This is a genomic window from Rathayibacter sp. AY1A2 (assembly GCF_002930935.1).
Lineage (GTDB): Bacteria > Actinomycetota > Actinomycetes > Actinomycetales > Microbacteriaceae > Rathayibacter.
On record NZ_PSTP01000003.1, the window covers coordinates 1 to 23,802 of the forward strand.

Below are 23,802 nucleotides of genomic sequence, written 5' to 3' on the forward strand. Positions count from 1 at the left end.
ACTCTTGAGCAGTCGCGGGAGCAGGTCGGAGCCAGCTGACCGGCCGGCGGGGTCCGGAGGTGACGGGCGCCGTTCAGACGCGGCGTCGGCCGCCGGCTGGTCAGCTGGCTCCGACCTGCTCCCGCGACTGCTCAAGAGTTGTCGCACTCGACGCCCAGTGCGACAACTCCTGGACCCTCGTGGCGATCGCTCCTCGGCGGGCCGCCGCGAGCATCCAGAAGTAGCCGTCGTCGGTCGCGAGCACGGCGACTTCTGTCTGCACGCCGCCTGCGGACGAGCGTTGGGTGTCGGCGGCTCCGACGGCCGCGACTGCTCGAGAGTTGTCGCAGTCGACGCCCAGTGCGACGACTTCTGGACCCTCGTGGCGATCGCTCCTGGGCGGGCCGCCGCGATCATCCAGAAGTAGCCGTCGTCGGTCGCGAGCACGGCGACTTCTGTCTGCACGCCGCCTGCGGACGTGCGCAGGGAGCCGGCGGCCGGCGACTGTCCAGGAGTTGTCGCAGTCGATGCCGAGTGCGACAACTCCTGGACTCTCGCGAAAGTCCTGCGCTCTCGCGGAGGCGCGCGGCTCAGCCCCGCTCGGCGCGCTCGGCGAGGAGGTACTGCCAGTCGCGCGGCACGCGGTCCTTCGGCCCCGGGGTGGTCTGGCTCGCCGGGTGGCTCTGCGGGTCGGCCAGGGCGGGGCCGTCGGCGTAGTCGTCGGTCCGGTAGTCCCAGAACCAGTCCTCGCCGGGCTCGAAGCTGCGGATGATCGCGTGGCCCGTCGAGTGGTAGTGGGCCGTCGCGTGGCGGTTCAGCGAGTCGTCGCAGCAGCCGATGTGCCCGCAGAGCGCGCAGCGGCGCAGGTGCAGCCACCACGAGCCGGACTGCTCGCACTCGACGCAGCCGGGGCCGCTCGGCGGGACGGAGGGGTCGATCATCTGCTGCGACGTCATGCGCTCAGCATGCGCCTCCCGCGGCGGCAGGCACCAGGTCGGATGACTCGATCCTGCGGCTCCGTCACGCGCTCCGGGCGTCCTCGAGGCTGAGGAGCGCGTCGCGGAGCCCGGCCCGCGAGGTCACCCCGAGCTTGGGGAAGATCCGGTACAGGTGCCCGCTGACGGTGCGGGGCGAGACGAAGAGCTGCTGGGCGATCTGCTTGTTCGAGAGCCCCGCGGCGGCCAGCGAGACCACGCGCCGCTCCTGCTCGCTGAGGTCGGCGGCGACCGGCGCCTCCCCCGCTCCGCCCGCCGCCCGCAGCTCGTGCTGGGCGCGGGCGAGCCAGAGCTCGGCTCCCACCGCGGCGAACCCCGCGGCGGCCTGGCGGAACCGGGTGCGGGCCTCCAGCGGGCGCATCCGGCGGCGCAGCCACTCGCCGTGGCAGAGCTGGACGCGTGCCCGCTCGAACGGCCACTCCTCGGAGGCCGGGTCGAGGGAGCGCTCGAAGAGGGCGCCCGCGCCGCCGGTCTGATCGAGGACCGCGGTCGCCGCGAAGGCGAGCATCCGCCCGCGGGGAGCGAGGGGCCGCGCGGCGAGTTCCGCCGCGGCCGCCGCCAGCTCGGCGCAGTGCTCGGGCAGGCGGAGGCGCGAGGCGGCTTCGGCTGCGTCGAGGAGCTCCAGCGGATCGCCGCCGGCGCGAGAGGAGGAGCGGGCGTGCGCCTCCTCGAAGCGGCCGCCGCCGAGGTCGAGCGAGCACAGGGCGTGATCGGCGGCGCGCGCGACCGACGCCGCTCCGTGCCGCAGCGCCCAGGCCGTCGCGCGCTCGGCGCACTCGAGGGTGCGTGCGCGGTCGCCCTGCACGGCGTGGACCCGGGCTCGAGTCGCGTCGATCAGCGCGCGCACGGCGGGCAGGTCGTCGGCGCGGGCGGCGGCGCGGTCGAGGTCGGCCGAGGCGTCGTCGAGGCGACCGCCGTCGAGTGCGGCGGTGCCGCGGCGGAGGAGGGCGAGGGCGCCGGGCAGGCCGTCCGCCTCATCCCCGCCGTCGAGGAGCCCGGCGAGGCGGTCGCGGCGCTCGTCCGAGACCTCGAGCAGCGACCAGGCGAGATGCAGCGCGACCGTCTTCCACGGGTCGCCCGTGACCGCGGAGTCCTCGGCGAGCAGCCGGCGGCGCTCCCACTCCTCGTCCGGGACCGGCCGCACGCAGGCCTCCACGAGGCGCAGGACGGGATCGAGGGGGTGCTCCTCGCCGACGGCGAGCGCCTCCTGCCACCACGCGGGATCGCCGTGGAGCGTGCAGGCGAGGTGGAGGACGGTCGCCTGCAGGTCGGCGGCGTCGTCGTGAGGGGCGGCGTGGTCGGCGGGGATGCTGCTGGCGTCGTCGTTGGAGGCGCCGGTCTCGGCGGGAGAGACACCGCCGACAGGAGAGTCACCGCCGACAGGAGAGTCACCGCCGGCGAGCGAGGCACCACCGACTCCCGAGCCCTCACGCCCCACCCGAGCGCCGAGCCCCCGGAGGGCCGCGCGGCGGACCCCGCCCACGTCCCCCGTGCGGAGCAGCGCATCGGCCAGCCGCGCCGCCTCGACGCCGGCCCCGGGAACCCCGCCGTCCTCCCGCGAGCGCTCGACCACCCGCTCGAGGGCCGCCGCGTCGCCGGTGAAGGCCGCGACGGCAGCCGCGCGCGTCTCGAGCTCCTCCCGCAGAGCACCACCGCGCGCACTCGACCGCGCCTCGGCGAGGAGGAGCAGCGCCTCCTGCGGCCGACCCGCGCGGAGTCGCTCCTCCGCCGCGTCCCTCAGCAGCCGCGCCCGCTCCTCCGACCCGGCCGCGTCGTCCGCCGCGAGCAGCAGGCGGAGGTGCGGGGCCGACTCCGGGCGCTCGGCGAGCCGCCTCCGTGCCGCCCGCAGCGCTCGGGGCGACGCCGTCGAGAGCACCACCGCGCGGACGACCGGGTCGCGGAACGCACGGCCGCCCGCCGTCAGGATCCCCGCCTGCACCAGGGCGCGGTCCCCGTCTCCGCGGGCCGACCCGATGCTCTCCGGGAACTCGGCGCCCGCCACCGCGGCGACCAGGAGCGCCTCCCGGCACTCCTCCGACAGCGGAGCCAGCAGGTCGAGCACCCTGGTCTCGGCCTGCTCGAGCCGCGGGTAGACCGGGAAGGGCGAGGGAGCGTCCTCGTCGGCCCAGGCCCGCCCGAGGACGTCGAGGAGCAGCGGATTCCCCTCCGCGACCCGCAGCAGGCGCGCCTCGACGGCGAGCGGCCGGCGGCCGCCGTGGGCGCGCAGGAAGCCGCAGGCCGCCTCCGCGTCGAGGGGCTCCGTGCGACGGTGCCGGAGGCCCTCCCAGCCGGCGAGGACGCGACGGTCGCCGGTGGCGAGGAGGCAGGCGGCGCCGACCTCGTCGACCAGCCGGGTCACCAGGGCCTGGAGGGTCTCGCGGGCGGCGACGTCGAACCGCTCCCAGTCGTCGACGACGATCAGGAAGCCGGGGTCGCAGGGCGAGGCGGAGGAGTCGCGCACCCGCTGCAGACGGCCGATCAGCGTGGCGAACAGCGCGAGCGAGGACGCGCCGATCACGGCGTCGCCCCGGTCCGGCCGCACCTCCACGACCTCGCAGCCGGCGGCGCGAGCGGTGGCCGCGGCGGAGCGCAGCATGTGCGTCCGGCCCGAGCCGATCCCGCCCTCGACCACCAGGAGCCGCTCCCGCGCGGGCGACGCCGAGCTCAGCATCCGGACCACCACGTCCTCGGGGGCGCTCGGAGGCGCGGGCGGCGAGGAGAGTGCACTGATCGTCATCGCGACTCCTGAGGGACGGGTTCCGAGGACCCCATGCTGACCGCCGGGCGCGGGCGCGCTCTCCTCCCTCTGTCGGAACCCTCCGGAGCGCTCCCTCTGTCGAACCCTCCCGAGCGCCCGTCCCCCGGTCGGCGCCGGGCAGGAGGCGCAGCAGGGCAGTGGGCCCCGTGGGCGCCCGACGGTACTCTGTGTCCCACCGGACGACCGGTACGGCCCCACCCCCGCACGACCGCCGCTCGACCCGGCGGGTGATCCGATGGAGTCGCACGATGAGCTCTCGCAGCCCCCTCGCGGAGTTCCTCCGCGCTCGCCGGGCGGCGCTGCGGCCGGAGCAGGTCGGCGTGCCGACCGCGGGCACCCGGCGGCGGGTGCCGGGCCTGCGCCGCGAGGAGGTCGCCGACCGCGCCCGGATCAGCCGCGACTACTACCTCCGCGTCGAGCAGGGGCACGCGGTCGCCCCGTCCGACCAGGTGCTGAACGCCCTCGCCGAGGCGCTCGCCTTCGACGAGTTCGAGCGCGCCTACCTCTTCCGGCTGGCCCAGCTGCGCCCCGGCCCGCGCGATCCCGACTCCCCTCCGCCGGGCCAGGGCGTGGAGTCGCTGCTCGCCCACTGGCCGAGGACCCCGGCGTACGCGTTCGACCGCAACCTCGACGTCCTCGGCGCGAACGACCTGATGAGCCGTCTCGCCCCCGACAAGGGCGTGCCCGGCGCCAACATGCTGCTCTCCACGTCCCGCGGCTACGCGCGCGCCGTGGCGGACGGCGACCCGCCGGACCAGCTGCAGGCGTGGGGCCAGGTCTTCCGTGAGCTGATCGCCGCGCTGCGGTTCTACAGCGACCCCGACGATCCGCGGCTGCACGAGATCGTCGGCGAGTGCTCGGTCGAGAATCCGCTGTTCCGGTCGATCTGGGCCGAGTACCAGGTCCGCCCCTTCACCCACCGGTGGATCCGCGTCCACGTCGAGCCGTTCGGCTGGCTCGACCTCGAGATGCAGACCCTGGAGGTCGCCGGCGCTCCGGGCCGGTACGTCGTGACCTACCTCGCGGCAGCGGGGACTCCGGCGGCCGCGGCCGTCGACGTCCTCGCCTCGCTGCGGCCCGCTCCGGAGGCGGGCACCGCGCTGGCGGCCCCGGCCGGCGCCTGATCAGCGGCGGTGAGCCGGGCGAGAGCCTCGCGACCCGCCGCGTCACCCGCCTCGAACAGGAGTAGGAGGCGCGCGCCGTCCCGGACCAGCCGGTAGTCCATCGGAACGGAGCCGACCGCGGTGTCGAGGAACACGACCGACCCGCGTGCGTCGGCCTCCGCCCCGGCCGCCCACGAGTCCGCGAACCGGGGGCTCCTCGCCGAGAGCTCCCCGACGACCGTCAGGAACTCCCGGTCCCCCCGGTGCCGCTCGAGCGAGTCGCGGAGCATCGCCGCGACCTGGTCGGCGGCGGAGCCCCAGCAGGGCAGGTCCTCGACCTCGGACGAGTCCAGGAAGGTGAAGCGGGCGATGCTCACTCCCGGGGCGAAGGCGGGCGAGAGCGCCCGCGCGAGCGGAGTCGCGCTCAGCACGCGCAGGTGCCGGTCCAGCAGCACCGCCGCCCTCCCCGCCCACGGCAGGAGCGCCGCCTCGTGATCCTCCGCCATGTCCCCGTCCCCTCCGCGCGTCCCTCCCTCAGCGCAGCGGAGTGATCCCCTGCGTCCCGAGCGGGAAGGTCGCCAGCACCTCCTCCGGGATGTTCAGGTGCTGCGCGACCAGCGACGGCGGCAGGTGGCTCAGCCACTGGGCGAGCGACACCTCCTCGTAGCGGGAGCTCTTGAACGTCTCGATGTAGACGAGCGTGTCGTCGCCGGTGTTCTCCACGTAGTGGCCGAAGTTGCGGCGCACGACGCCCACGTCTCCGGCGTGGAAGTCGGTCGTGTTGGCGTGCGGGCCGGTGTTGAAGACGGTCATCCGGGCGGATCCGCGGAGGTAGTACTGCCACTCGTCGGCGTTGGGGTGCCAGTGCAGCTCGCGCATCGAGCCGGGCTCGACGGTCGTCAGCGCGGCCGAGACCGTGCGCGAGGCCGGGAAGTTCGTGCTGTCGGCGATCTGGATCCGGCCGCCGCTGTTCTGGTACGCGGGCTCGGAGCGGGAGAGCCGGAAGATCACCGCCTCGTCGCCGTCCTGCACCCCGGCCGCGGCCCGGTCGGCCTGGAGGTCGCCGGGCACGTCGCCCGGGAAGATCCAGAGGTCGTGCAGCGGGATGTCGCGGAAGACCTCCTGCGCGACGCCGAAGTTCTTCGCCAGCACGTCCGGCGGCGTGTGCGCGAACCAGTCGGTGAGCAGGAGCGTGTTGCTCTCGGACTGCTCGCCGTCGTCGAACGCGAGCACGAACTCCGCCCCGTCCGGGCCGAGGCCCTGCAGGGAGTGCGGCAGGCCGGGCGGTAAGTACCAGAGGTCCCCCTCCTGCACGTCGTCGACGCTGGGCCGGCCGGTGCGGCTGAGCGTGGTGATGCGGCAGTTCCCCTTGGTCATCAGCGCCCACTCGGCGCTCTGGTGCCAGTGCAGCTCGCGGATCCCGCCGGCCTCGAGGTACATGTTCACGCCGGCGATCTCGTTCGAGATCGCGAAATCGGCCTGCGTGAGCTCGCGCGCCCAGCCTCCCCGCTGCACCCGCCGCGGCGAGATGTTGAAGGAGGACCAGAAGAACGGCTGCGTGCTGATGTCCGTCGCGGGCGCGGCGATCTGGTTCGGGAACAGTCCCTCCAGGACGCGGTTCTGCGGGCCGGTCATCGTGTTCGCCGAGGGATCGCCCTCGGTGTTCACGATCCCCTCCTGGGGGAGGTCCGGGTCTCCGAAACCGGGGGTCTCGTGGTGCGGAGCGGTGCTGTCGTCGGGTTCCACGGCGTTCTCCCTGCTGATCGTCCTGCGCGCCTGCGCTGCTCCGATCCCACCGCTCCGGCCCGGGCGGCACCACGGTCATCCGACTCGATCCGCGCCCCGACGACCGGCTCGGGTCAGCCGCCCAGGCCCTCGAGCACGTCCCGCGAGGGCACGAAGTAGACCCCGCCGGTCGTCGCGGTCGAGAAGTCGAGGAGGCGGTCGTGCCGGCCCGCGGGCACGCCGACGAACATCCGCGTCAGCATCGTCTCGATCACCGACAGGTCGGCGGCCAGGCCGAGGAAGTACGTGCCGAACTCGCCCCTGCCGGGCCGGCCGAAGGGCATGTTGTCGCGGAGGATGTCGTGCTCGGTCCCGCCGGCGTCGACCACGGTCGCGAGCCCCTTGTGCGAGAGCTGCGCCGGATCGTCCTCGCGCTCGACGTTGTCGGCCTTGCTCCGGCCGATGACCCGCTCCTGCTGCTCGGTGGTGAGCGCGTGCCAGGACGTCAGGTCGTGCAGGTACTTCTGCACGACCAGGTAGCTGCCGCCCGCGAACGCCGCGTCCTCCGCGCCGATCAGCGCGACGCGGGGCAGCGCCTCCCCGGTCGGGTTCTCGGTGCCGTCGACGAAGCCCAGCAGGTCGCGGTTGTCGAAGTAGCGGAAGCCGACCACCTCGTCGCGGACGACGACGTCCTCGCCGAGCGCGTCGAGCAGGAGGCGCTCGAACTCGAAGCAGGCGTCGTCCCGCTCCGCCCGGATGTGGAACAGGAGGTCGGTCTGCGTCGAGACGGCCGTGTGCGCCGCGCCGACCACCTCCCGGAACGGGTGCAGCTGCGCGGGGCGCCCCTCCCCGCCGAAGCGGTCCCACGCGTCGCTCCCGATCCCGACCAGGCAGGAGAGGCGCAGGCCCAGGTCGCGGAAGCCGACCGCGCGGAGGATCCCGCCCACGTCGGCGACGACGTCCCGCACGCGGTCCGCGGCGTCCTGCCCGCCGACGATGTCGAGCGAGAGGAAGACGGCGGACCGGCTGAGCGGAGCGACGACCGCCTGCGGCTCGATCGGGACGCGGTCCTCGACGGTCACCGGAGCACCGCCCGCTGGGGCGTCGTCGTCCTGCGCGTCGGCAGGGCCGTCGTCGTGGGCGTCGTCGTGGGCATCGCGACCTCCGATCCGCGCGCCGCGGGAGGGCGCGTCCGCCGCGATCCTGTCAGCGTCCGCGGTGCCGGTCACGAGTCATCCGACCCCACTCGGCGAGCGCGGCCGGCGGCCCCGGCACCGCCCGGGCGACCAGGTCTGGACGATCGTCGGAACATCTCCCCGCGCTCTTCAGGGAGCGCTCCCACGCCCCTATCGTGGAGCCGCTCCCCACCCTCATCCGGGGAGGCACCACCTTGGACACGACCCGGGCCGGGCTCGGGATCGACACGAGCACGGAGGTTCGAAGATGCCGTTTGTGACCACGGACGACGACGTCGAGATCTACTACAAGGACTGGGGCAGCACCGACGCGCAGCCCATCGTCTTCCACCACGGCTGGCCGCTGTCGTCCGACGACTGGGACGCGCAGATGCTGTTCTTCCACGCGCACGGCTACCGCGTCATCGCGACCGACCGCCGCGGGCACGGACGCTCGACCCAGGTCGGCACCGGACACGACATGGACCACTACGCCAGCGACGTGAACGCGGTCGTCGAGCACCTCGACCTGCGGAACGCGATCCACATCGGCCACTCCACCGGAGGCGGTCAGGTCGCGCGCTACGTCGCGAAGTACGGCGAGCCCCAGGGCCGCGTGGCCAAGGCCGTCCTCGTCTCGTCGGTCCCGCCGCTGATGGTGCAGACCGAGGCTAACCCCGAGGGCACGCCGATCTCGGTGTTCGACGGCTTCCGCGACGCTCTCGCGGCGAACCGCGCCGAGTTCTACCAGGCCGTGGCCTCCGGGCCCTTCTACGGCTTCAACCGCGAGGGCGTCGAGCTCTCGCAGCCCGTGGTCGACAACTGGTGGCGCCAGGGCATGACCGGATCCGCGCTCGCGCACTACGAGGGCATCAAGGCCTTCTCGGAGACGGACCAGACCGAGGACCTGAAGGCGATCACCGTCCCCGTCCTCGTCACCCAGGGCGACGACGACCAGGTCGTCCCCTACAAGGACGCCGCGCTGAAGCAGCACGAGCTGCTGCAGAACTCGACGCTCAAGATCTACGAGGGCTACCCGCACGGCATGCTGACCGTCCACGCCGACGTCATCAACCCCGACCTGCTGGCCTTCATCCAGGAGTAGCGCGGCACGCTCGCAGGCGCGTCCCGGCCGTTCCGGGGCGCGCCTGCGCGTCTGCGCTCGAACGGGGGCCGGGCGCCCCTGCGAGCGGAGTCCCGCCTCAGACGTCGGCGCCCGCGTCCCTCCCGAGCACCGCGGCGAGCTCGCCCCGCCCGCCGATCCCGAGCTTGCGGTACGCCGCGTACAGGTGCGCGCCGACCGTGCGCGGCGAGAGGAACAGGTTCTGCGCGATCGCGCGGTTCGACAGCCCCGTGCTCGCGAGAGCGCAGATGCGCAGCTCCTGCGGGGTCAGGGTGGCCGCGGCCGGCGACGGCGCGTCCGCGATCCTCCCTCCGGCGGACCGGAGCGCGTCACGGGCCCGATCGGCCCAGGCGTGGATCGGCAGCTCCTCGAGCATCGCCAGAGACTCGCGGAGGAGGGGCCGCGCCTCCGCCGCCCGACCGGCCCGGTGCAGCCCGTCGCCCACGAGCAGCAGCGCCCGCGCCCGCACGTACGGGAGCGGCGGCGGAGTCCGGCGGAGCAGCCCGGCCGCGGCGTCCGGCGCTCCGTCGGCGAGCGCCACGGCGATCTGCGCGTACCGGAGGGCCGCCTCGATCATCGGCTGGTGCCAGCGCTCGAAGAGCGATTCCAGCCTCGCGGCGTGCAGGCGCACGACTCCGACGTCCCCGATCGCGAGAGCCGCGTCGACGAGATCGGGCGTGGTCAGGATCGCGAAGCCGGGGTTCAGGGAGTCGTCGTCCGTGTCGAGGAGGGGCAGGAGCTCCGGCACGGCGTCGCCCGGTCGCGACTCGAGGACCGCCACCGCCGCTCGCGATCCGCGGAGCGTCGCCCGCATCACGCTCGAGCAGAGGACGGCCGCGCCGATCGCGCTGCCCGCGCTGATCGCCTCGGGATCGGGCGCGACGCCCTCCATCGCGTCGAACCAGGCCAGGCAGGCCCGGGACGCGGTCTCGAAGCCGACGTCCCCCAGGTCGCTCCCGAGGACGAGCGCCTCCTCGGCGAAGGAGCGGGCGCGCGAGAAGCGGCCGGCGAGCGACGTGGTCATCGAGGCCGCGAGGAGCGCCTGCGGGAGGATCCGGATGTCGCCGCGCGCGCGCAGCCCGGTGATCGCCTCCTCCAGGAGCTCCCGGGCGACCTCGACCTCGCCCGCCGTGTTCAGCGCGTAGCCGAGCCACCACGCCTCCTCCGGACCGCTCGCCCCGCCGGCCGCCGCGAGCGCCCGGCGGACGACCTCGTCGCCGCGGGCGATCGGCTCGGTGACCGCCGCGAGCAGGACGGCGCGCGGGTCGGAGTCGTCGAGGGCGAGCGCGCGCACCGCCTGGATCATCGGCTCCCCGGGCGACGCCTCGCGGTTGTGGTCCCAGGCGATGGCGGCGAGGTGCAGGAGCGCGGCGGTCGCGGCGTCGACGGCTCCGTGGCTCTGCAGCGCCGTCACTGCGGCGAGCGCGGGCGAGAGGTCTCCCCGCGAGAGGGCCGTGCGCCCGGTCGGCAGCGTCTCGCGCGTCCAGGCGGCGCGGGCGGTGAGCACCGGATCGACGGTCTCGCCCGCCGCGCGGTGCACGAGCAGCGCCGCCTCCGCGGTCCGGCCGGCGAGCCCGGAGTACTCGGCCGCGTCGATCAGGCGCGAGACGCGCAGCGGCCCCGCGGGGGTCAGCTCCGCCGCCCGCTCCATCGCCTGAGCCGCCAGGACGACGTCGCCCGTCGCGAGGCCTGACGCCGCGAGACCGGCGAGCTCCTCGCCGACCGGCCCGTCAGAGCCGGTCGCGAGCTCCGACCGCCACCAGAGCGTCCGGCTCGGGTCGTCGCGGTGCTCCTGGACGAGCGTGCGGAGCACGGCCGCGCGCTCGGAGGGGCGGCTCACGCTCGTCACCGCGGACTGCACGAGAGGGTGCCGGAAGCGGAGTCCGCTCCCCGGCGTCCAGCTGAGCAGCGACGCGGCGACGGCCCGGTCGATCCAGGAGGGGTCGGGGTGGCGGCCGATCGCCAGGTTCGCCAGCCGGCTCGCCTCCTCCGCCGTCGCGACGTCGCCCAGCGCCACGGCCAGCACGGCGAGCCGAGAGGGCTGGTCGAGCTCCGCGAAGCGCTCGGCGAAGGCCGACTCGAGGCGTCCGGTCACCGCGCGGTCCTCCGCCTCGTCGGCCGACGGGTCGCGTCCGGTCAGCTCCACCAGGGCGAGCGGATTCCCGCGGGCGAGGTCGAGCAGAGCGCGCCGGGCGGCGCCGCGAGGAGGATGCGGGAGCGTGTCCAGGAGGGCGGCCGAGTCGGCGGCCGACAGCGGCCCGAGGTGGAGGTGCTCGAGACCGGAGTCCTCCTCGGGCCGGTCCCTCGTGGTCATCACGACGACGACGCGGTCCTCGCCGATGCGCCGGGCGAGCATCCGCAGCGCCCACGCCGACTCCGGGTCGATCCGGTGCAGGTCCTCCACGACGACCAGCAGGGGCCGATCGGCGGCGGCGTCGCTCAGGAGGGTCAGGGCCGAGAGGCCGGCCAGGAGCGGCGTCGGCTGCATTCCCTCCGCCAGGTGGAAGGCGACGCGGAGCGCGTCCCGCTGCGGCAGGGGCAGGCCGTCGAGGCCCGGGCGGAGCGGGTGCAGGAGGAGCTGCAGCGCCGCGTACTGGTCGCCCGACTCCGCTGCGGAGCCCGCGGTCCGCAGCACCCGCACGTCGAGTGCGCGGGCGTGGGCGACGACCTCCTCGACCAGGGTGGTCTTGCCGACCCCGGCGTCCCCGTCGATGACGAGCGCCGACCCGTGGGCGGCGATGCGGTCGACCATCAGCCGGAGCCGCGCGAGCTCCGATCCCCGACCGACGACGAGCCCGTCCCGCTTCACGCGTCGAGTATCGCACCCTCGCGCAGACACTCCTCGACCCGGTGGCGGGCCCGGATGAAATCGATCGCGGCGGCCGCGGCGCTGCCGGGGGCGCCGAAGAAGGAGGTCAGGAAGTGGTCGCCTCCGTGCACCTCCAGGGTCTGCCAGCGGAAGGCGATGAAGCCGAAGGGGTCGACGCGCACCGGCGACGAGCCCTCGCGGAGCGGATACGCCTCCTGGCTCGCCCAGACGCGGCGGAACACCCGCGAGCGGCCTCCGAGCGAGGCGACCAGGACCCGCAGACGCGGGTCCGCCGGGTCGGAGTGGAAGCGGAGGGCGGCGGTCATCACGGCGATCGTGCGGTCCCAGTCCTCGTGCCGCTCGGCGTCGGTCTCGAGCGCCGCGGCGTCGACGACGGCCTCGATCATGTTGGTCCCCTGCTCGCAGGCCAGGGGGAGGAACAGGCGGCCGAGCTCGTTCACGGCGACGAGGTCCTGGTAGCGGTCGACCACGTAGGCGGGCGTCGTGGTCCAGGACGAGACCATGCTCGTCAGGCTGCCGACCTGCGCCGGGGTCGGCCCGGCCTGCGCCCAGCCCGGTGAGCGGCGCGGCGCGGCGTGTCCGCCGAGCCGGAAGAGGTAGTCGCGCCCGTCCGCGTCGAGACGGAACGCGCGGGCCAGAGCGTCCAGGACCTGCGCCGAGGGGCGGCGGTCCTTGCCCTGCTCGAGCCGCAGGTAGTAGTCCGGGCTGATCCCCGCGAGCACGGCGACCTCCTGGCGGCGCAGCCCGCTGACGCGGCGCCTGCCGTCGGCGCCCAGGCCGACCTCGTCGGGGCGCAGCCGGTCGCGGTGCCCCCGGAGGTAGGCGCCGAGCCGCGCGGTGTCCGTGTCCACGATCCCGTCCTTCTCTCCCTTCGAGGCTAGGGAGGAGGCGGGCCCGACTCCACGCGACGCCGACCTAGATCCGCGGCGGGAGTACCTAGATCGGCGGGGCGTGCTTCCGGGTGGGGGCGGTGCGCGGCGGGGTGCGGAGGAGCGCACCGGCACTCGGCGCACCCCTCCGCGGTCAGGCGACTCCGCGGTCAGCTCAGCTCCGCCGCAGCGTCGGCGATGACCCGCGCGACCTCCTCCGGGTGCGAGCGCATCACCAGGTGCGGCGCGTCGAGCTCGACGACCGAGCGCACGCCCGCCCGCCGGTAGCCGAACCGCTCGACGTCCGGATTGATCGTCCGGTCCGCGGCCGCGACGACGCCCCAGCTCGGCCGGGTCCGCCAGGCGGCGACCGGAGCGGCCTCGCCGAACGCCAGAGCGGCGAGCGGGCGCTGGCCGACCGCGAGCACGGCCGCCTCGGCCGGATCGATCCCGGCCGCGAACACCTCCGGGAACGCCGACACCGCGACCGACACGTCCGTGCCCGGCTCCGCTCCGTCGATCGGGAACGGGGTGTAGACGAGGTTCGCCGGGAGGTCGGAGTCGGGGAAGGCGCCCTGCAGCTGCCCGAGGCTCTCCCCCTCCTCGATTGCGTAGGCCGCGAGGTAGACGAGGCCGACCACGTTCTCGGCGACCCCCGCCACCGTGATCACGGCGCCGCCGTAGGAGTGGCCCGCCAGCAGGACCGGCCCGTCGAGCTGCTCCACGAAGGAGCGTACGTACTCCGCGTCGCCCAGCAGGCTGCGGTTCGGCACGGCCGGGACGCGCACGGCGTGGCCGGCGTCGAGCAGGATCCGCGTGACCGGGGCGAAGCTCGCGGCGTCGGCGAACGCTCCGTGGACGAGGACGATGGTGGGTGCGGGCATGGGCTGTCCTTCCGGTCGGGCTGCGGTCTGGCAGCCGGCTGCGCAGCCGATCCGGACCCGGGCCGAACCTAGGACGGCGGACGGCGCGCGTCGTGACCCCGCGACTCCCCTGCCGACCGGGCGGCCGCCTGTCGCCCGCCCGAGGACACGCTCCAGCGCTCGTCCCGCCCGCTCACGGCGGGCCCCGACCGCTGCAGCGTCCGCGTCCTGGTCCCGGCGGGGTCACCCTTCGACGGCTGGACCGCCCGGGATCGCGGCGAGGTCGGCCAGCGGGCTCTCCGGCCGGCTCGCCGGCGACAGCGGCGGAGAGGCTCGCGGCCTCCTGCGGCCCGAGACCCGGGCCGCGGCGTGTCAGCTCGCGAACTCCTCCGGCCAGCCCAGCGCGGCCAGCGACCGGCGCACGCGCTCGATGTCCTCCTCCGAGGGCAGCTCCGAGGTCACTCCGGCGATCGCGGTGCCGACGTCCGCGCGGGAGGCGGGCGCGTCGGCGGCGAGACCGGCGGCCACCTCGGCCACCTCCTCGTCGCTCAGACGGCGGCGGAGGAGCGCCAGCAGCGGCACGAAGTCCTGCTCGGGCAGCCCGGCCGGATAGCCGGCGCGCAGCCAGCGGACGATGCGCGCGACCAGGCCCTCGCGAGTGTCCGGCTCGGCCAGCGACTCCGGGCCCGCCAGCGGCCAGCCCGCGCTCGCGAGCCGCGAGGAGACGCGGGCGACGTCCTCGGGCAGCGCCGGTCCGAGCAGCAGCTGCTCGATCCGCTCGCGCACGACGGCTCGCGAGACGACCGTCTCGGCCCGCTCCGACTCCGACAGGAGCCGCGCGACGACCTGCTCGACCTCGTCCGTCGTGAGGCTGCGGCGCAGCAGGCCCAGCAGCGGCAGGTAGTCCTGCTCCGGCACTCCGGACGGGTAGCCCGCGCGCAGCCAGCCGACCACGCGGGCGACGATCCCCTCCCGCGCCGCGATCGGATCGGTCGAGGCCATGCTCAGCCCTTGGGCACGAAGGTCGGGATCACGTGCTCGAAGCTCACCGACTGGCCGAGGCCCGTCGCGATGATGACGCTCAGGCCGATCACGACGGAGCCGACGACGAGGGCGAAGCAGAGCACGCCGATCCCGCGCAGCACCGGGGCGGGCAGACCGGTCCGGACCGCGGGGGCGTCCGACCCGCCCGAGGCGGGAGCACCGGCGGCGACGGCGAAGGAGCGGACGCCGACGGCGAAGAGCACGGGCAGGCCCGCTCCGAGGAGCACGGCGACGAGGGCCACCTGGCCGGCGGCGGAGAGGAAGAGGGAGAGCACGGTGCGGATCCTTTCGCTCAGACGCCGGCGGTCTCGGGCGCGGGGCGTGCCGCCGCGTCCTGCCACTCGTCGTTGACGTTGTGTGCGCCGATGCTGTCGCGGCGCGAGCGGATGTAGATGAGGGAGGCGACGGCGACGAGGATCGCGGCCATCAGGAGGCCGCCGGCCGCGCCTCCGACGAGGTGGCCGATCCACCACATCACGGCGCCGACGAGGGCGGCGGCCGGGAGCGTGATGACCCAGGCGATCACCATGCGCAGCGCCACGCGCCAGCGCACCTGCGCTCCGGGGCGGCCGACTCCGGAGCCGAGGATCGAGCCGGTCGCGACGTGGGTGGTCGAGAGGGCGAAGCCGAGGTGGCTGGAGGCGAGGATGACCGCGGCGGAGGCGCTCTCGGCGGCCATGCCCTGCGGGGTGTCGATCTCGACGAGGCCCTTGCCGACGGTGCGGATGATCCGCCAGCCGCCGATGTAGGTGCCGAGCGAGATGGCCAGCGCGCAGCTGAGCTTGACCCAGAAGGGGACCGACTCGGTGTCGCTCCAGCCGCCGGCCGCGATCAGCGCGAGCGTGATCACTCCCATGGTCTTCTGCGCGTCGTTGGTGCCGTGCGCGAGCGAGACGAGGGAGGCGCTGCCGATCTGGCCGAAGCGGAAGCCGCGGTGGAGGCTCTTCTCGGCGAGGTTGCCGATCACGCGGAAGACGAGCCAGGTGCCGATCGCCGCGACCGCGCCGGCGAGCACGGGCGACATCAGCGCCGGGAGGATCACCTTGCCGACGACGCCGTCGAGCTTCGTGCCGTCGCCGGCCCAGTTCACGCCGTTGAGGCCGAGGCCCGCGAGAGCGGAGCCGATCAGGCCGCCGAAGAGGGCGTGCGACGAGCTCGAGGGCAGGCCGAGCAGCCAGGTCAGCAGGTTCCAGACGATGCCGCCGATGAGGCCGGCCAGCACGATCAGCAGCAGAGCGGATCCACCGTCCTCGAGCAGCGCCGGATCGGGTGCGCCCGAGGAGTCCTGGATCTTCACGACCGCGTTGGTGACGGTCAGCGCCACCTCGATGCTGAGGAACGCACCGACGAGGTTCAGCGACGCCGAGAGGGCGACGGCGGTGCGGGGCTTCAGGGCACCGGTCGCGATGGACGTGGCCATCGCGTTCGCCGTGTCATGGAAGCCGTTGGTGAAGTCGAAGGCGAGGGCCGTGACGACGACGAGCGCGAGCAGGATGAAGGGATCCACGCAGACATGATGCTCCCGCGGCGGGAGGCGTTTCGGCGTGGTCGCGAGGCTTCACCTGCTGTTCACCTCGCGGGGCACGCCAGCCCGAGTACCCTGTGCGGATTCTCAGGCGGGCGGCGCATCGGCGGGTGCGATTCTCCTGAGCCCGCACCGGCATGCGGCGCTCAGACGGGTGCGCTCAGGAGGCCGAGCGCGGCATCGGCGGGGTGAGGTCCGGGGTGTGCGCGGGGTCGGAGTCGGGGGCCGGCTCCTGCTGGGCGGCGGACCCGGCCGCGGCACCGGCGTCCTCGGCGGACTCCTGATCCTCGGCGGGCTCCTGCGAGCCGGGAAGCGGCGGGGTGAGGTCGAGGGCGCCGACCGCCGGCTCGGCGGCGTGCTTCGGCGTGGTCGGGCGGTTCTCGGCCGCGGCCGCCTTCTTCGCCGCCTTCTCCTGGGTCCGCTTGAGCTTCTCGGTCTGCTCGGCCAGCTTGCGGGCCTTCTTGCGCAGCTTCTTGCTGGAGTCGCGGACCGCCTCGTGCGCCGCGCGCACCGACTTCTCGGCCTTCTTCAGCGCCTTCTTCGCGCGCTTCTGCGCCGCCTTGTCGCGTGCGTCCTTGTCCTTGCCGGTCCCGGCCATGTCCGCTCCTCCGCTCGTCGACCGCTCCGGCCGACTCCCCCACGCTACCGAGCGGCACCCGCCCCGCGAACCCGCTGGCGAGCGCGCCCGGGCCGCGCTAGGCGCGCGGGCGGCGGCCGTTCTGCGCCCGTGCCGTCCCGCCTCCCCTTCCCCCTGGTCGCCGCCTCTCCTCCTTTCTCCTCGGCTCTCGCTTCAGCCCTGCGGTGCCGTTCGCGGCTGGGAGTCGCGGGCGAGTGACCCCGCGACGGGCGCGGGTTCGGCAGGCTGGGGGCATGGTCTTCCAGCACGATCCCGGCGGCTACCAGGGCCGCGCCGGCCTCCGGCGTCCCGTGCGCGGGCCCAGGCGCGACAAGTGGATGTGGTGGCGCCTGGGCTCCGGAGTCGCGGCGACGGTCGCCGGCGTGATCGCCCTGCTCGTCTTCACCGCCGACCGCTGAGCACGCCCACCGGCGACCCGGCGCACCCCCGCCATTCCGGATCGAGAGCCGATCGATGCGCTCAACCGCTTGACTCCGGAGGTTTCTCTCAGGTCGGATCCGGCGGAACGCGGGTAGTTTGGAGGGTCGCATCGGCTCAGCCGTGCGATCAGCCCCACTGCCCCACCCGGCGCTCGCCTCCCCCCCTCGAGCGTCGGCAGACCTGGAACCTCCTCTGCATGCACCGTTCGTCACGCACCTCGACTCCCACCCCCGCAGGGGCCGAGACCGGCAGTCCGTCCGCCCTCCCGACCCGTCGCTCGCTCCGTGAGCAGGAGTCCCGCAGCCGCCGCCCCTCGCGCGGCCCGTCACGACCCCGCGTCTCCGCCGTCGCCGCGATGACCCTCGTGGCCGGCATCGCGATCACGTCGACGATGCCCGCGTTCGCCGTGGGCGGCACCGCCGACTCCGAGCTGACCCGCGACACGGCCACCGCCGTCGCCGCGGCCCGCCCGCAGAGCTTCGTGGCGGCCGGAGTCGTGCAGCAGAGCATCACCCGCGACGCCTTCGCCGCCGAGGCCAAGCCCGAGGTCCTCGTCCCCACCGCGTCCCTCGACGCGATCACCGCCACCTCCGGCGAGTCGACCGCGGCCGCCGCCGGAGCGTCCGGAGCGTGGGTCGTCCCGATCTCCGGTCACATCAGCAGCAGCTACGGCCCCCGCCCCGACGCGCCGGTCGCCGGCGTGAACCTGTTCCACAAGGGCACCGATCTCGCCGGCGCCTGCGGCACGCCCGTCCTCGCGGCCTCCAGCGGCACCGTCGAGGAGGCGTCGTACCAGGGCAGCTACGGCAACTGGATCCTGCTCGACAACGGCGGCGGCATCGAGACCGGCTACGCCCACAACAGCGAGCTGATGGTGTCGGTCGGCGAGACCGTCACCGTCGGCCAGGTCATCGCGCTGCGCGGCTCGACCGGCGCCTCCACCGGCTGCCACCTGCACTTCGAGACGCGGGTCGACGGCGAGGCGGTCGACGCCGTGCCGTTCATGGCCGAGCTCGGCGTCCCGATCGGCTGACGCCCCGGGCGACTCGAGAACCCGGACGTCGCGGTGGCCGTTCTCGACCACCGCGACTTCTCTGTTCTCGTGAGCGCACAGGCCGGCGTCAGGGCCCGGGGACCGTCCGCGCCCCGGTCGAGACGGCGGCCGACCAGTGCGCGTCGTCCGGCACCGTCGTCACCCTGATCTCGGCGTCCTGCTCGACGGCGATCTGCATGGTGCCCGTGTTGCCGCCTCCCGTGCCGGTGCGGGTCGTGCTCGGGCTGTAGACGCACGACGATCCGCTCGTCATCAGGCCGACGACCTCGATCGTCACCTCGGCGTCCGCGGTGTCGCAGGCGACCGAGACGGTGATGTGCAGCGGATCGCCGCTGAGGTACACGGTCTGCGGATCGACGGGGCCGACCTGATCGGTCCACCGAACGGCGGCGGTCGCGCCCTCGGGCAGCGTCACGGGCCCGAGCGGAGCGTCGGTGGGCGTCGCGGTCGGAGCGGCCGTCGGAGCAGCGGCGCCCGGGGCGGCGGGTGTCGCCTCCTCCGCCTGGTCGGCGCCGCTCGTGCAGCCGCTCAGAGCGAGCGCCGCGAGCAGTGCCGAGGCGCCCAGCGCGGTCGCGCGCCGTCCCGCCCGGAGCCCCGTCGCCCGGCGCGGAGCGGTCGTTCTCGTGGTGTCCATGGTGGTTCCCCCTGTCCACTGGCGTCCCTCCGGTCTACCCGAGCCCGCGCGGCCGCGGACCGCACTCTGCGGCGGTTGCCAGGGTCGGGAGCCGTGCTGCGGATCGATGGGGAGCTCCTCCGTACCGGCGCGGCGGCCCGTCGATCCGCTCGGGTGCCGCGGATGATCGGCACCGGGCGGATCCGACGCCCGCCGCACCCGGCGCACCCCGCCGAGCCGCCCCTCTGCACCCGGAAGGCACCGCCATGATCGCCTCGAACACCTACCCCTTCGCCGGACGCACCGTCCTGATCACCGGAGCCGGCTCCGGCATCGGCCGCTCCATTTCACGCGCCTTCCTCGAGCAGGGCGCGAGCGTCGCGGTCGCCGGGCGCACCCCCGCCACCCTCGAGGAGACCGTCGCCGGCTTCCCGGCCGAGCGCGTCCTGGTCGTCCCCACCGACGTCTCGGTCCGAGCCGAGGTCGACGCGCTCGTCGAGGGCACCGTCGCGAGGTTCGGCGGGATCGACGTCCTCGTGAACAACGCGGCCGGCCACCTCGGCGGCCCGATCGAGGAGGTGGAGGACGACGCCTGGCGCTCGCTCTTCGCGACGAACGTCGACGCCCTCTTCTACGCGGTGAAGGCGGCGCTCCCGCACCTCAAGGCGAGCCGCGGCAACATCGTCGTCATCTCCTCCGTGTCGGGCATCCGCGGCGACTGGGGCCAGGCCGCCTACAACGCGACCAAGGGCGCGATCACGACGTTCGTGCAGTCGCTGGCCCTCGACTTCGGCGCGCACGGGGTGCGGGTCAACGCCGTCGCCCCCGCCTTCACGCAGACGCCGCTGACCGAGTCGATGGCCTCGACCCCCGACGAGCTCGCGCCCTTCATCGACCGCATCGCCCTCGGACGCCCCGGGCAGCCGGACGACATCGCCCCGCCGGTGCTGTTCCTCGCCAGCGCGGACGCGTCGTACATCACCGGCGCGATCCTCGCCGTGGACGGCGGAACGAGCGCTTCGACGGGGCAGCCGCACCTGTAGGCGGGCGTGCGGCGGATCGGGGTCGGGGGGGGCGGGGGCTCTGCCCAGAACCCGAGTGCTCGCGTCGGATCCAGCGGCCCCGCTCGCGAGGGTCCACCGGGCTCGACTGCGGGCGCCCGCAGCCCGGATCACTCCATCCCTGACCGCGCACTCAGACTCAACCGACACCTGTGGCGTATCGTGGAGTAAATTGCATGCAGACGCATGGATACGGACTCGCCGACCGCACGGCCTCCGAGCCCATCCCTCTTCGAGCAGGAGTCGTCATGACCACCACCAGCACCCGATTCACCGACCGCGTCGTCCTCATCACCGGAGGTGGATCCGGCCTGGGTCGCGCTGCCGCCGTCCGCCTCGCCCAGGAGGGCGCGAAGCTCGCCCTCGTCGACATCTCGGAGCAGGGCCTCGCCGCCACGGTCGACGTCCTGCCCGAGGGCACCGAGTCGATCACCGTCCTCGCCGACGTGTCGAAGGAGGCGGACGTCGACGCCTACGTCGCGCGCACCCTCGAGGCGTTCGGCCGCATCGACGGCTTCTTCAACAACGCCGGCATCGAGGGCCGCCAGAACCTCACCGAGGACTTCACGGCCGACGAGTTCGACAAGGTCGTCGCGATCAACCTCCGCGGCGTGTTCCTCGGCCTGGAGAAGGTGCTGAAGGTGATGCGCGAGCAGGGCTCGGGCATGGTCGTCAACACCGCGAGCGTCGGCGGCATCACCGCGATCGGCAACCAGTCCGGCTACGCGGCCGCCAAGCACGGCGTCGTCGGCCTCACCCGCAACTCCGCGATCGAGTACGGCGAGTTCGGCATCCGCATCAACGCGATCGCGCCCGGGGCCATCTGGACCCCGATGGTCGAGAACTCGATGAAGCAGCTCGACCCGCAGAACCCGCGCAAGGCGGCCGAGGAGTTCATCCAGGTCAACCCGACCAAGCGCTACGGCGAGGCCGACGAGATCGCCTCGGTCGTCGCCTTCCTCCTCTCGGACGACGCCTCGTACGTGAACGCGACCGTCCTCCCGATCGACGGCGGTCAGTCCATCAAGTACTGAGGTCCCGCGGAGGGAGCGGAGGGAGCGGAGGGAGCGGAGGGAGCGCCTGCTGCTGCGGCGAGCCCTCCGCCCTCCCGCTGACGCCGTGTCGTTCGTGGGACGGACTCGGCCGCTCCTCCACAGGTGCTCCCTCCGACGTGCGTCCCCACCGGGCCTCCGTCGCGCAGCACCCGGCACCGCGGCGGGAGCAGAATGGGGGTCGGTCCCGCCAGCGGCCGGACCTCGACCGCTACGGAGACATGCATGAACCCCACCGGGAGCTTCCGCGCCGCCCGCGACACCCTCCTGCAGCACCGCACCGATGCGGTCGCCGCGAACGAGGCCTTCCAGTGGCCGGACGTCGGGCCCCGCTTCAACTGGGCGGTGGACTGGTTCGACGCGATCGCCATCGGCAACGAGCGCCCCGCCCTCTGGATCGTGGAGGAGGACGGCTCCGAGGAGACGTACTCCTTCGACCGGATGCGCTGGCGCTCCGACGAGGTCGCCGCCTGGCTTCACTCGGTCGGCGTCGAGCAGGGCGATCACGTGATGCTCATGCTCGGCAACCGCCTCGAGCTGTGGGAGTCGATGCTCGCGATCATGAAGCTCGGCGCGGTCATCCTCCCCACGACGACCCTGCTCTCACCCGCCGATCTGGCCGACCGCCTCGAGCGCGGCGAGGTCGCGCACGTCATCGCGGACGCCTCCGAGACAGCCAAGTTCGACGAGATGGAGGGCGGCTTCGGCCGCATCGCGGTCGGCGGCGCCGTCGAGGGCTGGCTCGACTACGCCGACTCGCTCGAGCCCTTCGGCATCAGCCCGACCGTGGTCGTCCAGAGCTCCGATCCGTGCCTGATCTACTTCACCTCCGGCACCACCTCGAAGCCCAAGATGGTCGTGCACACGCACGAGTCGTACCCCGTGGGGCACCTCAGCACGATGTACTGGCTCGGCGTCCAGCCGGGCGACGTGCACATGGCGATCAGCTCGCCGGGCTGGGGCAAGCACGCGTGGAGCTGCTTCTTCGCGCCGTGGAACGCCGAGGCGACGGTGTTCGTCTACAACTACAGCCGCTTCTCCCCCACCGCTCTGCACCAGCAGCTCGACCGGGCCGAGGTCACCACGTTCTGCGCGCCGCCGACCGTGTGGCGGATGCTGATCCAGTCGGCGCTGGGAGCGAAGCCGCGCGCGCTGACCGAGATCCTCTCGGCGGGCGAGCCGCTCAACCCCGAGGTCATCGCGACCGTCGAGCGGGAGTGGGGACTCACCATCCGCGACGGCTACGGCCAGACCGAGACCACCGCGATCATCGCGAACCCGCCCGGCGCCCCCGTGGTCCCCGGAGCGATGGGCCGCGCGCTGCCCGGCGTCGCCATCGCCCTCGTCGATCCGCTGACCGGCGAGCCCGCCTCCACCGGTGAGATCTGCCTCGACCTCTCCGTCGAGCCCGTCAACCTGATGTCCGGCTACCTCGGCGACGAGGACCGCACCGAGCGCGCCCGCGCCGACGGCTACTTCCACACCGGCGACGTGGCGGTCCGCGCGGTCGACGGCACGATCACCTTCGTGGGCCGCACCGACGACATCTTCAAGTCCTCCGACTTCAAGATCTCGCCGTTCGAGGTCGAGAGCGTGCTGCTGCAGCACCCCGCCGTCGCCGAGTCCGCGGTGGTGCCGGCTCCGGACGAGGTGCGCCACAGCGTGGTGAAGGCGTACGTCACCCTCGCCGACGGCTGGGAGCCGACCGCCGAGACGGCGAGTGCGATCTTCGCCCACACCCGGGAGCTGCTCTCCTCCTTCGAGCGGGTGCGGCGCCTCGAGTTCCACCCCCTGCCCAAGACGATCTCGGGCAAGATCCGCCGCGTCGAGCTGCGCGAGCGCGAGGAGGAGGCGTTCCGCCGCGGCGAGGAGATCCCCACGGAGTGGCGCGCCGACCGCCTCTAGGCGCGGGGGCCCTCGTCCGCCGGGACACCGCCGAGACCGCCGCGGCACCGCTGAGACGGCGGCGTCCCGGCGGGGCGGTGGTGTCTCGAGGGGATGCGGTGGGCCGGGACGTCGGCCGCCGGTGACCAGCGGGAGCGGGTGCCGTCAGCACGGAACCACCGCGGCGTCGGCGGCGTCCGGATCACAGGCCGGCGATCAGCTCGGCGTCAGCGCGGGAGTACAGCGATCAGCTCGCCGTGGTCGCGGACGCCGGGGGCGCTGCGGCGGAGCGAGTGGGTCGCCTCGAGGCAGGCCTGCTCGGCGAGGGCGCACATCTCGGCGAGCGGATGGAACCACGCCGGTGCGACGGCGTGCGCGAACGCCTCCGTGCGCGGCCCTTCGAAGAAGCCGATCAGCAGGCTTCCGCCCGGTCGGAGGTACGCGGCGAGCGCCGCGACCGCGCCGGGCAGCTCCGCCGGCGGGAGGTGGATGAGCGAGTACCACGCGAGAACACCCCCGAGGCCGTCGACGTCGAGCTCGAGCGCCGAGCCGAGCCGGAACGGGACGTCCGGGAACCGCGCTCGAGCCAGCGCGACGAACTCCGGCACCGGGTCGACGCCGACCGCGGCGGCTCCGCGGCGCTGGAGGAACTCCGTCCAGTGCCCGGGCCCGCAGCCCACGTCGGCGACCGTGCCCTCCAGCCCGTCGGCCCACGACCCGATCAGCTCGCGATCGGCCGCGGGCCCCGCGTCGACCGATCCGAGCAGCGCCGCGTACTCCTCCGCCCGCGCGCCGTACGCGTCCCGCACCTCGTCCATCCGGTGAGCGTAGGCCGTCTCGAAACGGCGCGCAGCGGGCACTCGGAGGCGCGTGGCACGTTCCGCGGTGCCGTTGGCACAGCTCGGCGGCACGGTCCACTGGCGCGTTCTGACGTTCTGGCGCGCCTGCCTCGTGAGCGTTCGCGCCCGGCCTCCCGAGGCGCTCCGCGAGGACGGATCATCGAGGTGCCGCGCCCCGTCCCCGCCCCGAAGGAGACCCGATGACCCCTGCTCGTCGGCGTCGGCAGGGGTCATCGGGTCTCCTTCGGGGCGG

22 protein-coding genes are annotated in these 23,802 nt (G+C 74.2%); 7 read left to right on the forward strand and 15 right to left on the reverse strand.

Features of this window, described 5'->3' with window-relative positions; translation table 11 throughout:
- Nucleotides 1–100: 100 nt before the first annotated feature.
- The 3 genes from C5B93_RS17145 to C5B93_RS04020 all read right to left on the reverse strand — a co-directional run bounded on the left by C5B93_RS17145 (nucleotide 101) and on the right by C5B93_RS04020 (nucleotide 3,711).
- On the reverse strand, nucleotides 101–262 hold the full coding sequence (locus C5B93_RS17145) for a hypothetical protein (protein WP_181068321.1): 162 nt from the start codon (nucleotides 260–262) through the stop codon (nucleotides 101–103).
- 307 nt (nucleotides 263–569) lie between these two features.
- The gene (locus tag C5B93_RS04015; protein ID WP_104291852.1) at nucleotides 570–935 is read right to left on the reverse strand and encodes a UBP-type zinc finger domain-containing protein; all 366 of its coding nucleotides are present in this window, start codon (nucleotides 933–935) and stop codon (nucleotides 570–572) included.
- A gap of 64 nt (nucleotides 936–999) precedes the next feature.
- The gene (locus tag C5B93_RS04020; protein ID WP_104291853.1) at nucleotides 1,000–3,711 is read right to left on the reverse strand and encodes a LuxR C-terminal-related transcriptional regulator; all 2,712 of its coding nucleotides are present in this window, start codon (nucleotides 3,709–3,711) and stop codon (nucleotides 1,000–1,002) included.
- A 269-nt stretch (nucleotides 3,712–3,980) separates the two neighbouring features.
- Between C5B93_RS04020 and C5B93_RS04025 the strand changes: the two genes are divergently transcribed.
- Complete coding sequence (locus C5B93_RS04025) at nucleotides 3,981–4,856, forward strand: helix-turn-helix transcriptional regulator (protein WP_104291854.1); 876 nt, start codon at nucleotides 3,981–3,983, stop codon at nucleotides 4,854–4,856.
- Here C5B93_RS04025 and C5B93_RS16905 read toward each other — a convergent pair.
- The 3 genes from C5B93_RS16905 to C5B93_RS04040 form a co-directional block, all read right to left on the reverse strand.
- Nucleotides 4,748–5,341, reverse strand: a complete 594-nt coding sequence (locus C5B93_RS16905; protein ID WP_104267613.1) for a hypothetical protein — start codon at nucleotides 5,339–5,341, stop codon at nucleotides 4,748–4,750. The two genes, C5B93_RS04025 and C5B93_RS16905, sit on opposite strands and share 109 nt — an antisense overlap.
- A 28-nt stretch (nucleotides 5,342–5,369) precedes the next feature.
- The gene (locus C5B93_RS04035) at nucleotides 5,370–6,581 is read right to left on the reverse strand and encodes a cupin domain-containing protein (protein WP_258068124.1); all 1,212 of its coding nucleotides are present in this window, start codon (nucleotides 6,579–6,581) and stop codon (nucleotides 5,370–5,372) included.
- A gap of 113 nt (nucleotides 6,582–6,694) precedes the next feature.
- The gene (locus C5B93_RS04040; protein ID WP_308471090.1) at nucleotides 6,695–7,789 is read right to left on the reverse strand and encodes a Dyp-type peroxidase; all 1,095 of its coding nucleotides are present in this window, start codon (nucleotides 7,787–7,789) and stop codon (nucleotides 6,695–6,697) included.
- A gap of 214 nt (nucleotides 7,790–8,003) precedes the next feature.
- Here C5B93_RS04040 and C5B93_RS04045 point away from each other — a divergent pair, with 214 nt between their 5' ends.
- Nucleotides 8,004–8,840 (forward strand): alpha/beta fold hydrolase, encoded by an 837-nt coding sequence (locus C5B93_RS04045; RefSeq protein ID WP_104224006.1) that lies wholly within the window; start codon nucleotides 8,004–8,006, stop codon nucleotides 8,838–8,840.
- Between the two features lie 97 nt (nucleotides 8,841–8,937).
- On the opposite strand, the gene C5B93_RS04050 is transcribed toward C5B93_RS04045, so the two are convergent.
- The 7 genes from C5B93_RS04050 to C5B93_RS04080 all read right to left on the reverse strand — a co-directional run bounded on the left by C5B93_RS04050 (nucleotide 8,938) and on the right by C5B93_RS04080 (nucleotide 16,587).
- Nucleotides 8,938–11,667 (reverse strand): AAA family ATPase, encoded by a 2,730-nt coding sequence (locus tag C5B93_RS04050; RefSeq protein ID WP_104291856.1) that lies wholly within the window; start codon nucleotides 11,665–11,667, stop codon nucleotides 8,938–8,940.
- The gene (locus C5B93_RS04055; RefSeq protein WP_181065563.1) at nucleotides 11,664–12,539 is read right to left on the reverse strand and encodes a helix-turn-helix domain-containing protein; all 876 of its coding nucleotides are present in this window, start codon (nucleotides 12,537–12,539) and stop codon (nucleotides 11,664–11,666) included. The genes C5B93_RS04050 and C5B93_RS04055 overlap by 4 nt, the downstream gene beginning before the upstream one ends.
- Nucleotides 12,540–12,727: 188 nt before the next feature.
- The gene (locus tag C5B93_RS04060) at nucleotides 12,728–13,441 is read right to left on the reverse strand and encodes an alpha/beta fold hydrolase (protein ID WP_104291858.1); all 714 of its coding nucleotides are present in this window, start codon (nucleotides 13,439–13,441) and stop codon (nucleotides 12,728–12,730) included.
- A gap of 351 nt (nucleotides 13,442–13,792) precedes the next feature.
- Complete coding sequence (locus C5B93_RS04065; RefSeq protein WP_104227379.1) at nucleotides 13,793–14,422, reverse strand: DUF3349 domain-containing protein; 630 nt, start codon at nucleotides 14,420–14,422, stop codon at nucleotides 13,793–13,795.
- A gap of 2 nt (nucleotides 14,423–14,424) precedes the next feature.
- Nucleotides 14,425–14,739, reverse strand: a complete 315-nt coding sequence (locus C5B93_RS04070) for a hypothetical protein (RefSeq protein ID WP_104234141.1) — start codon at nucleotides 14,737–14,739, stop codon at nucleotides 14,425–14,427.
- A gap of 17 nt (nucleotides 14,740–14,756) precedes the next feature.
- On the reverse strand, nucleotides 14,757–15,971 hold the full coding sequence (locus C5B93_RS04075) for an inorganic phosphate transporter (protein WP_104224012.1): 1,215 nt from the start codon (nucleotides 15,969–15,971) through the stop codon (nucleotides 14,757–14,759).
- 178 nt (nucleotides 15,972–16,149) lie between these two features.
- Nucleotides 16,150–16,587, reverse strand: coding sequence for a hypothetical protein (locus C5B93_RS04080; RefSeq protein WP_104250455.1), 438 nt, complete (start codon nucleotides 16,585–16,587; stop codon nucleotides 16,150–16,152).
- A gap of 272 nt (nucleotides 16,588–16,859) precedes the next feature.
- Between C5B93_RS04080 and C5B93_RS17150 the strand changes: the two genes are divergently transcribed.
- Together C5B93_RS17150 and C5B93_RS17155 are read left to right on the forward strand one after the other, a co-directional pair.
- Entirely contained in the window at nucleotides 16,860–17,024 is a 165-nt protein-coding gene (locus C5B93_RS17150) for a hypothetical protein (protein ID WP_159940529.1), read from the forward strand.
- Nucleotides 17,025–17,242: 218 nt separating this feature from the next.
- A complete protein-coding gene (locus C5B93_RS17155) occupies nucleotides 17,243–18,079 on the forward strand; it encodes a M23 family metallopeptidase (RefSeq protein WP_181068322.1) in 837 nt (278 codons plus the stop codon).
- 88 nt (nucleotides 18,080–18,167) lie between these two features.
- Here the strand turns inward: C5B93_RS17155 and C5B93_RS04090 are convergent, their stop codons facing one another.
- On the reverse strand, nucleotides 18,168–18,734 hold the full coding sequence (locus tag C5B93_RS04090) for a hypothetical protein (RefSeq protein ID WP_104291860.1): 567 nt from the start codon (nucleotides 18,732–18,734) through the stop codon (nucleotides 18,168–18,170).
- Between the two features lie 245 nt (nucleotides 18,735–18,979).
- On the opposite strand from C5B93_RS04090, the gene C5B93_RS04095 reads away from it, so the two are divergent.
- The 3 genes from C5B93_RS04095 (at nucleotide 18,980) to C5B93_RS04105 (ending at nucleotide 22,731) form a co-directional block, all read left to right on the forward strand.
- A complete protein-coding gene (locus tag C5B93_RS04095; RefSeq protein WP_258068125.1) occupies nucleotides 18,980–19,756 on the forward strand; it encodes an SDR family NAD(P)-dependent oxidoreductase in 777 nt (258 codons plus the stop codon).
- A gap of 266 nt (nucleotides 19,757–20,022) precedes the next feature.
- On the forward strand, nucleotides 20,023–20,808 hold the full coding sequence (locus C5B93_RS04100) for a glucose 1-dehydrogenase (protein ID WP_167299040.1): 786 nt from the start codon (nucleotides 20,023–20,025) through the stop codon (nucleotides 20,806–20,808).
- A 243-nt stretch (nucleotides 20,809–21,051) separates the two neighbouring features.
- A complete protein-coding gene (locus C5B93_RS04105) occupies nucleotides 21,052–22,731 on the forward strand; it encodes an AMP-binding protein (protein ID WP_104291861.1) in 1,680 nt (559 codons plus the stop codon).
- Nucleotides 22,732–22,937: 206 nt separating this feature from the next.
- Here the strand turns inward: C5B93_RS04105 and C5B93_RS04110 are convergent, their stop codons facing one another.
- Nucleotides 22,938–23,528, reverse strand: coding sequence for a trans-aconitate 2-methyltransferase (locus tag C5B93_RS04110; protein ID WP_104291968.1), 591 nt, complete (start codon nucleotides 23,526–23,528; stop codon nucleotides 22,938–22,940).
- Between the last annotated feature and the right edge of the window lie 274 nt (nucleotides 23,529–23,802).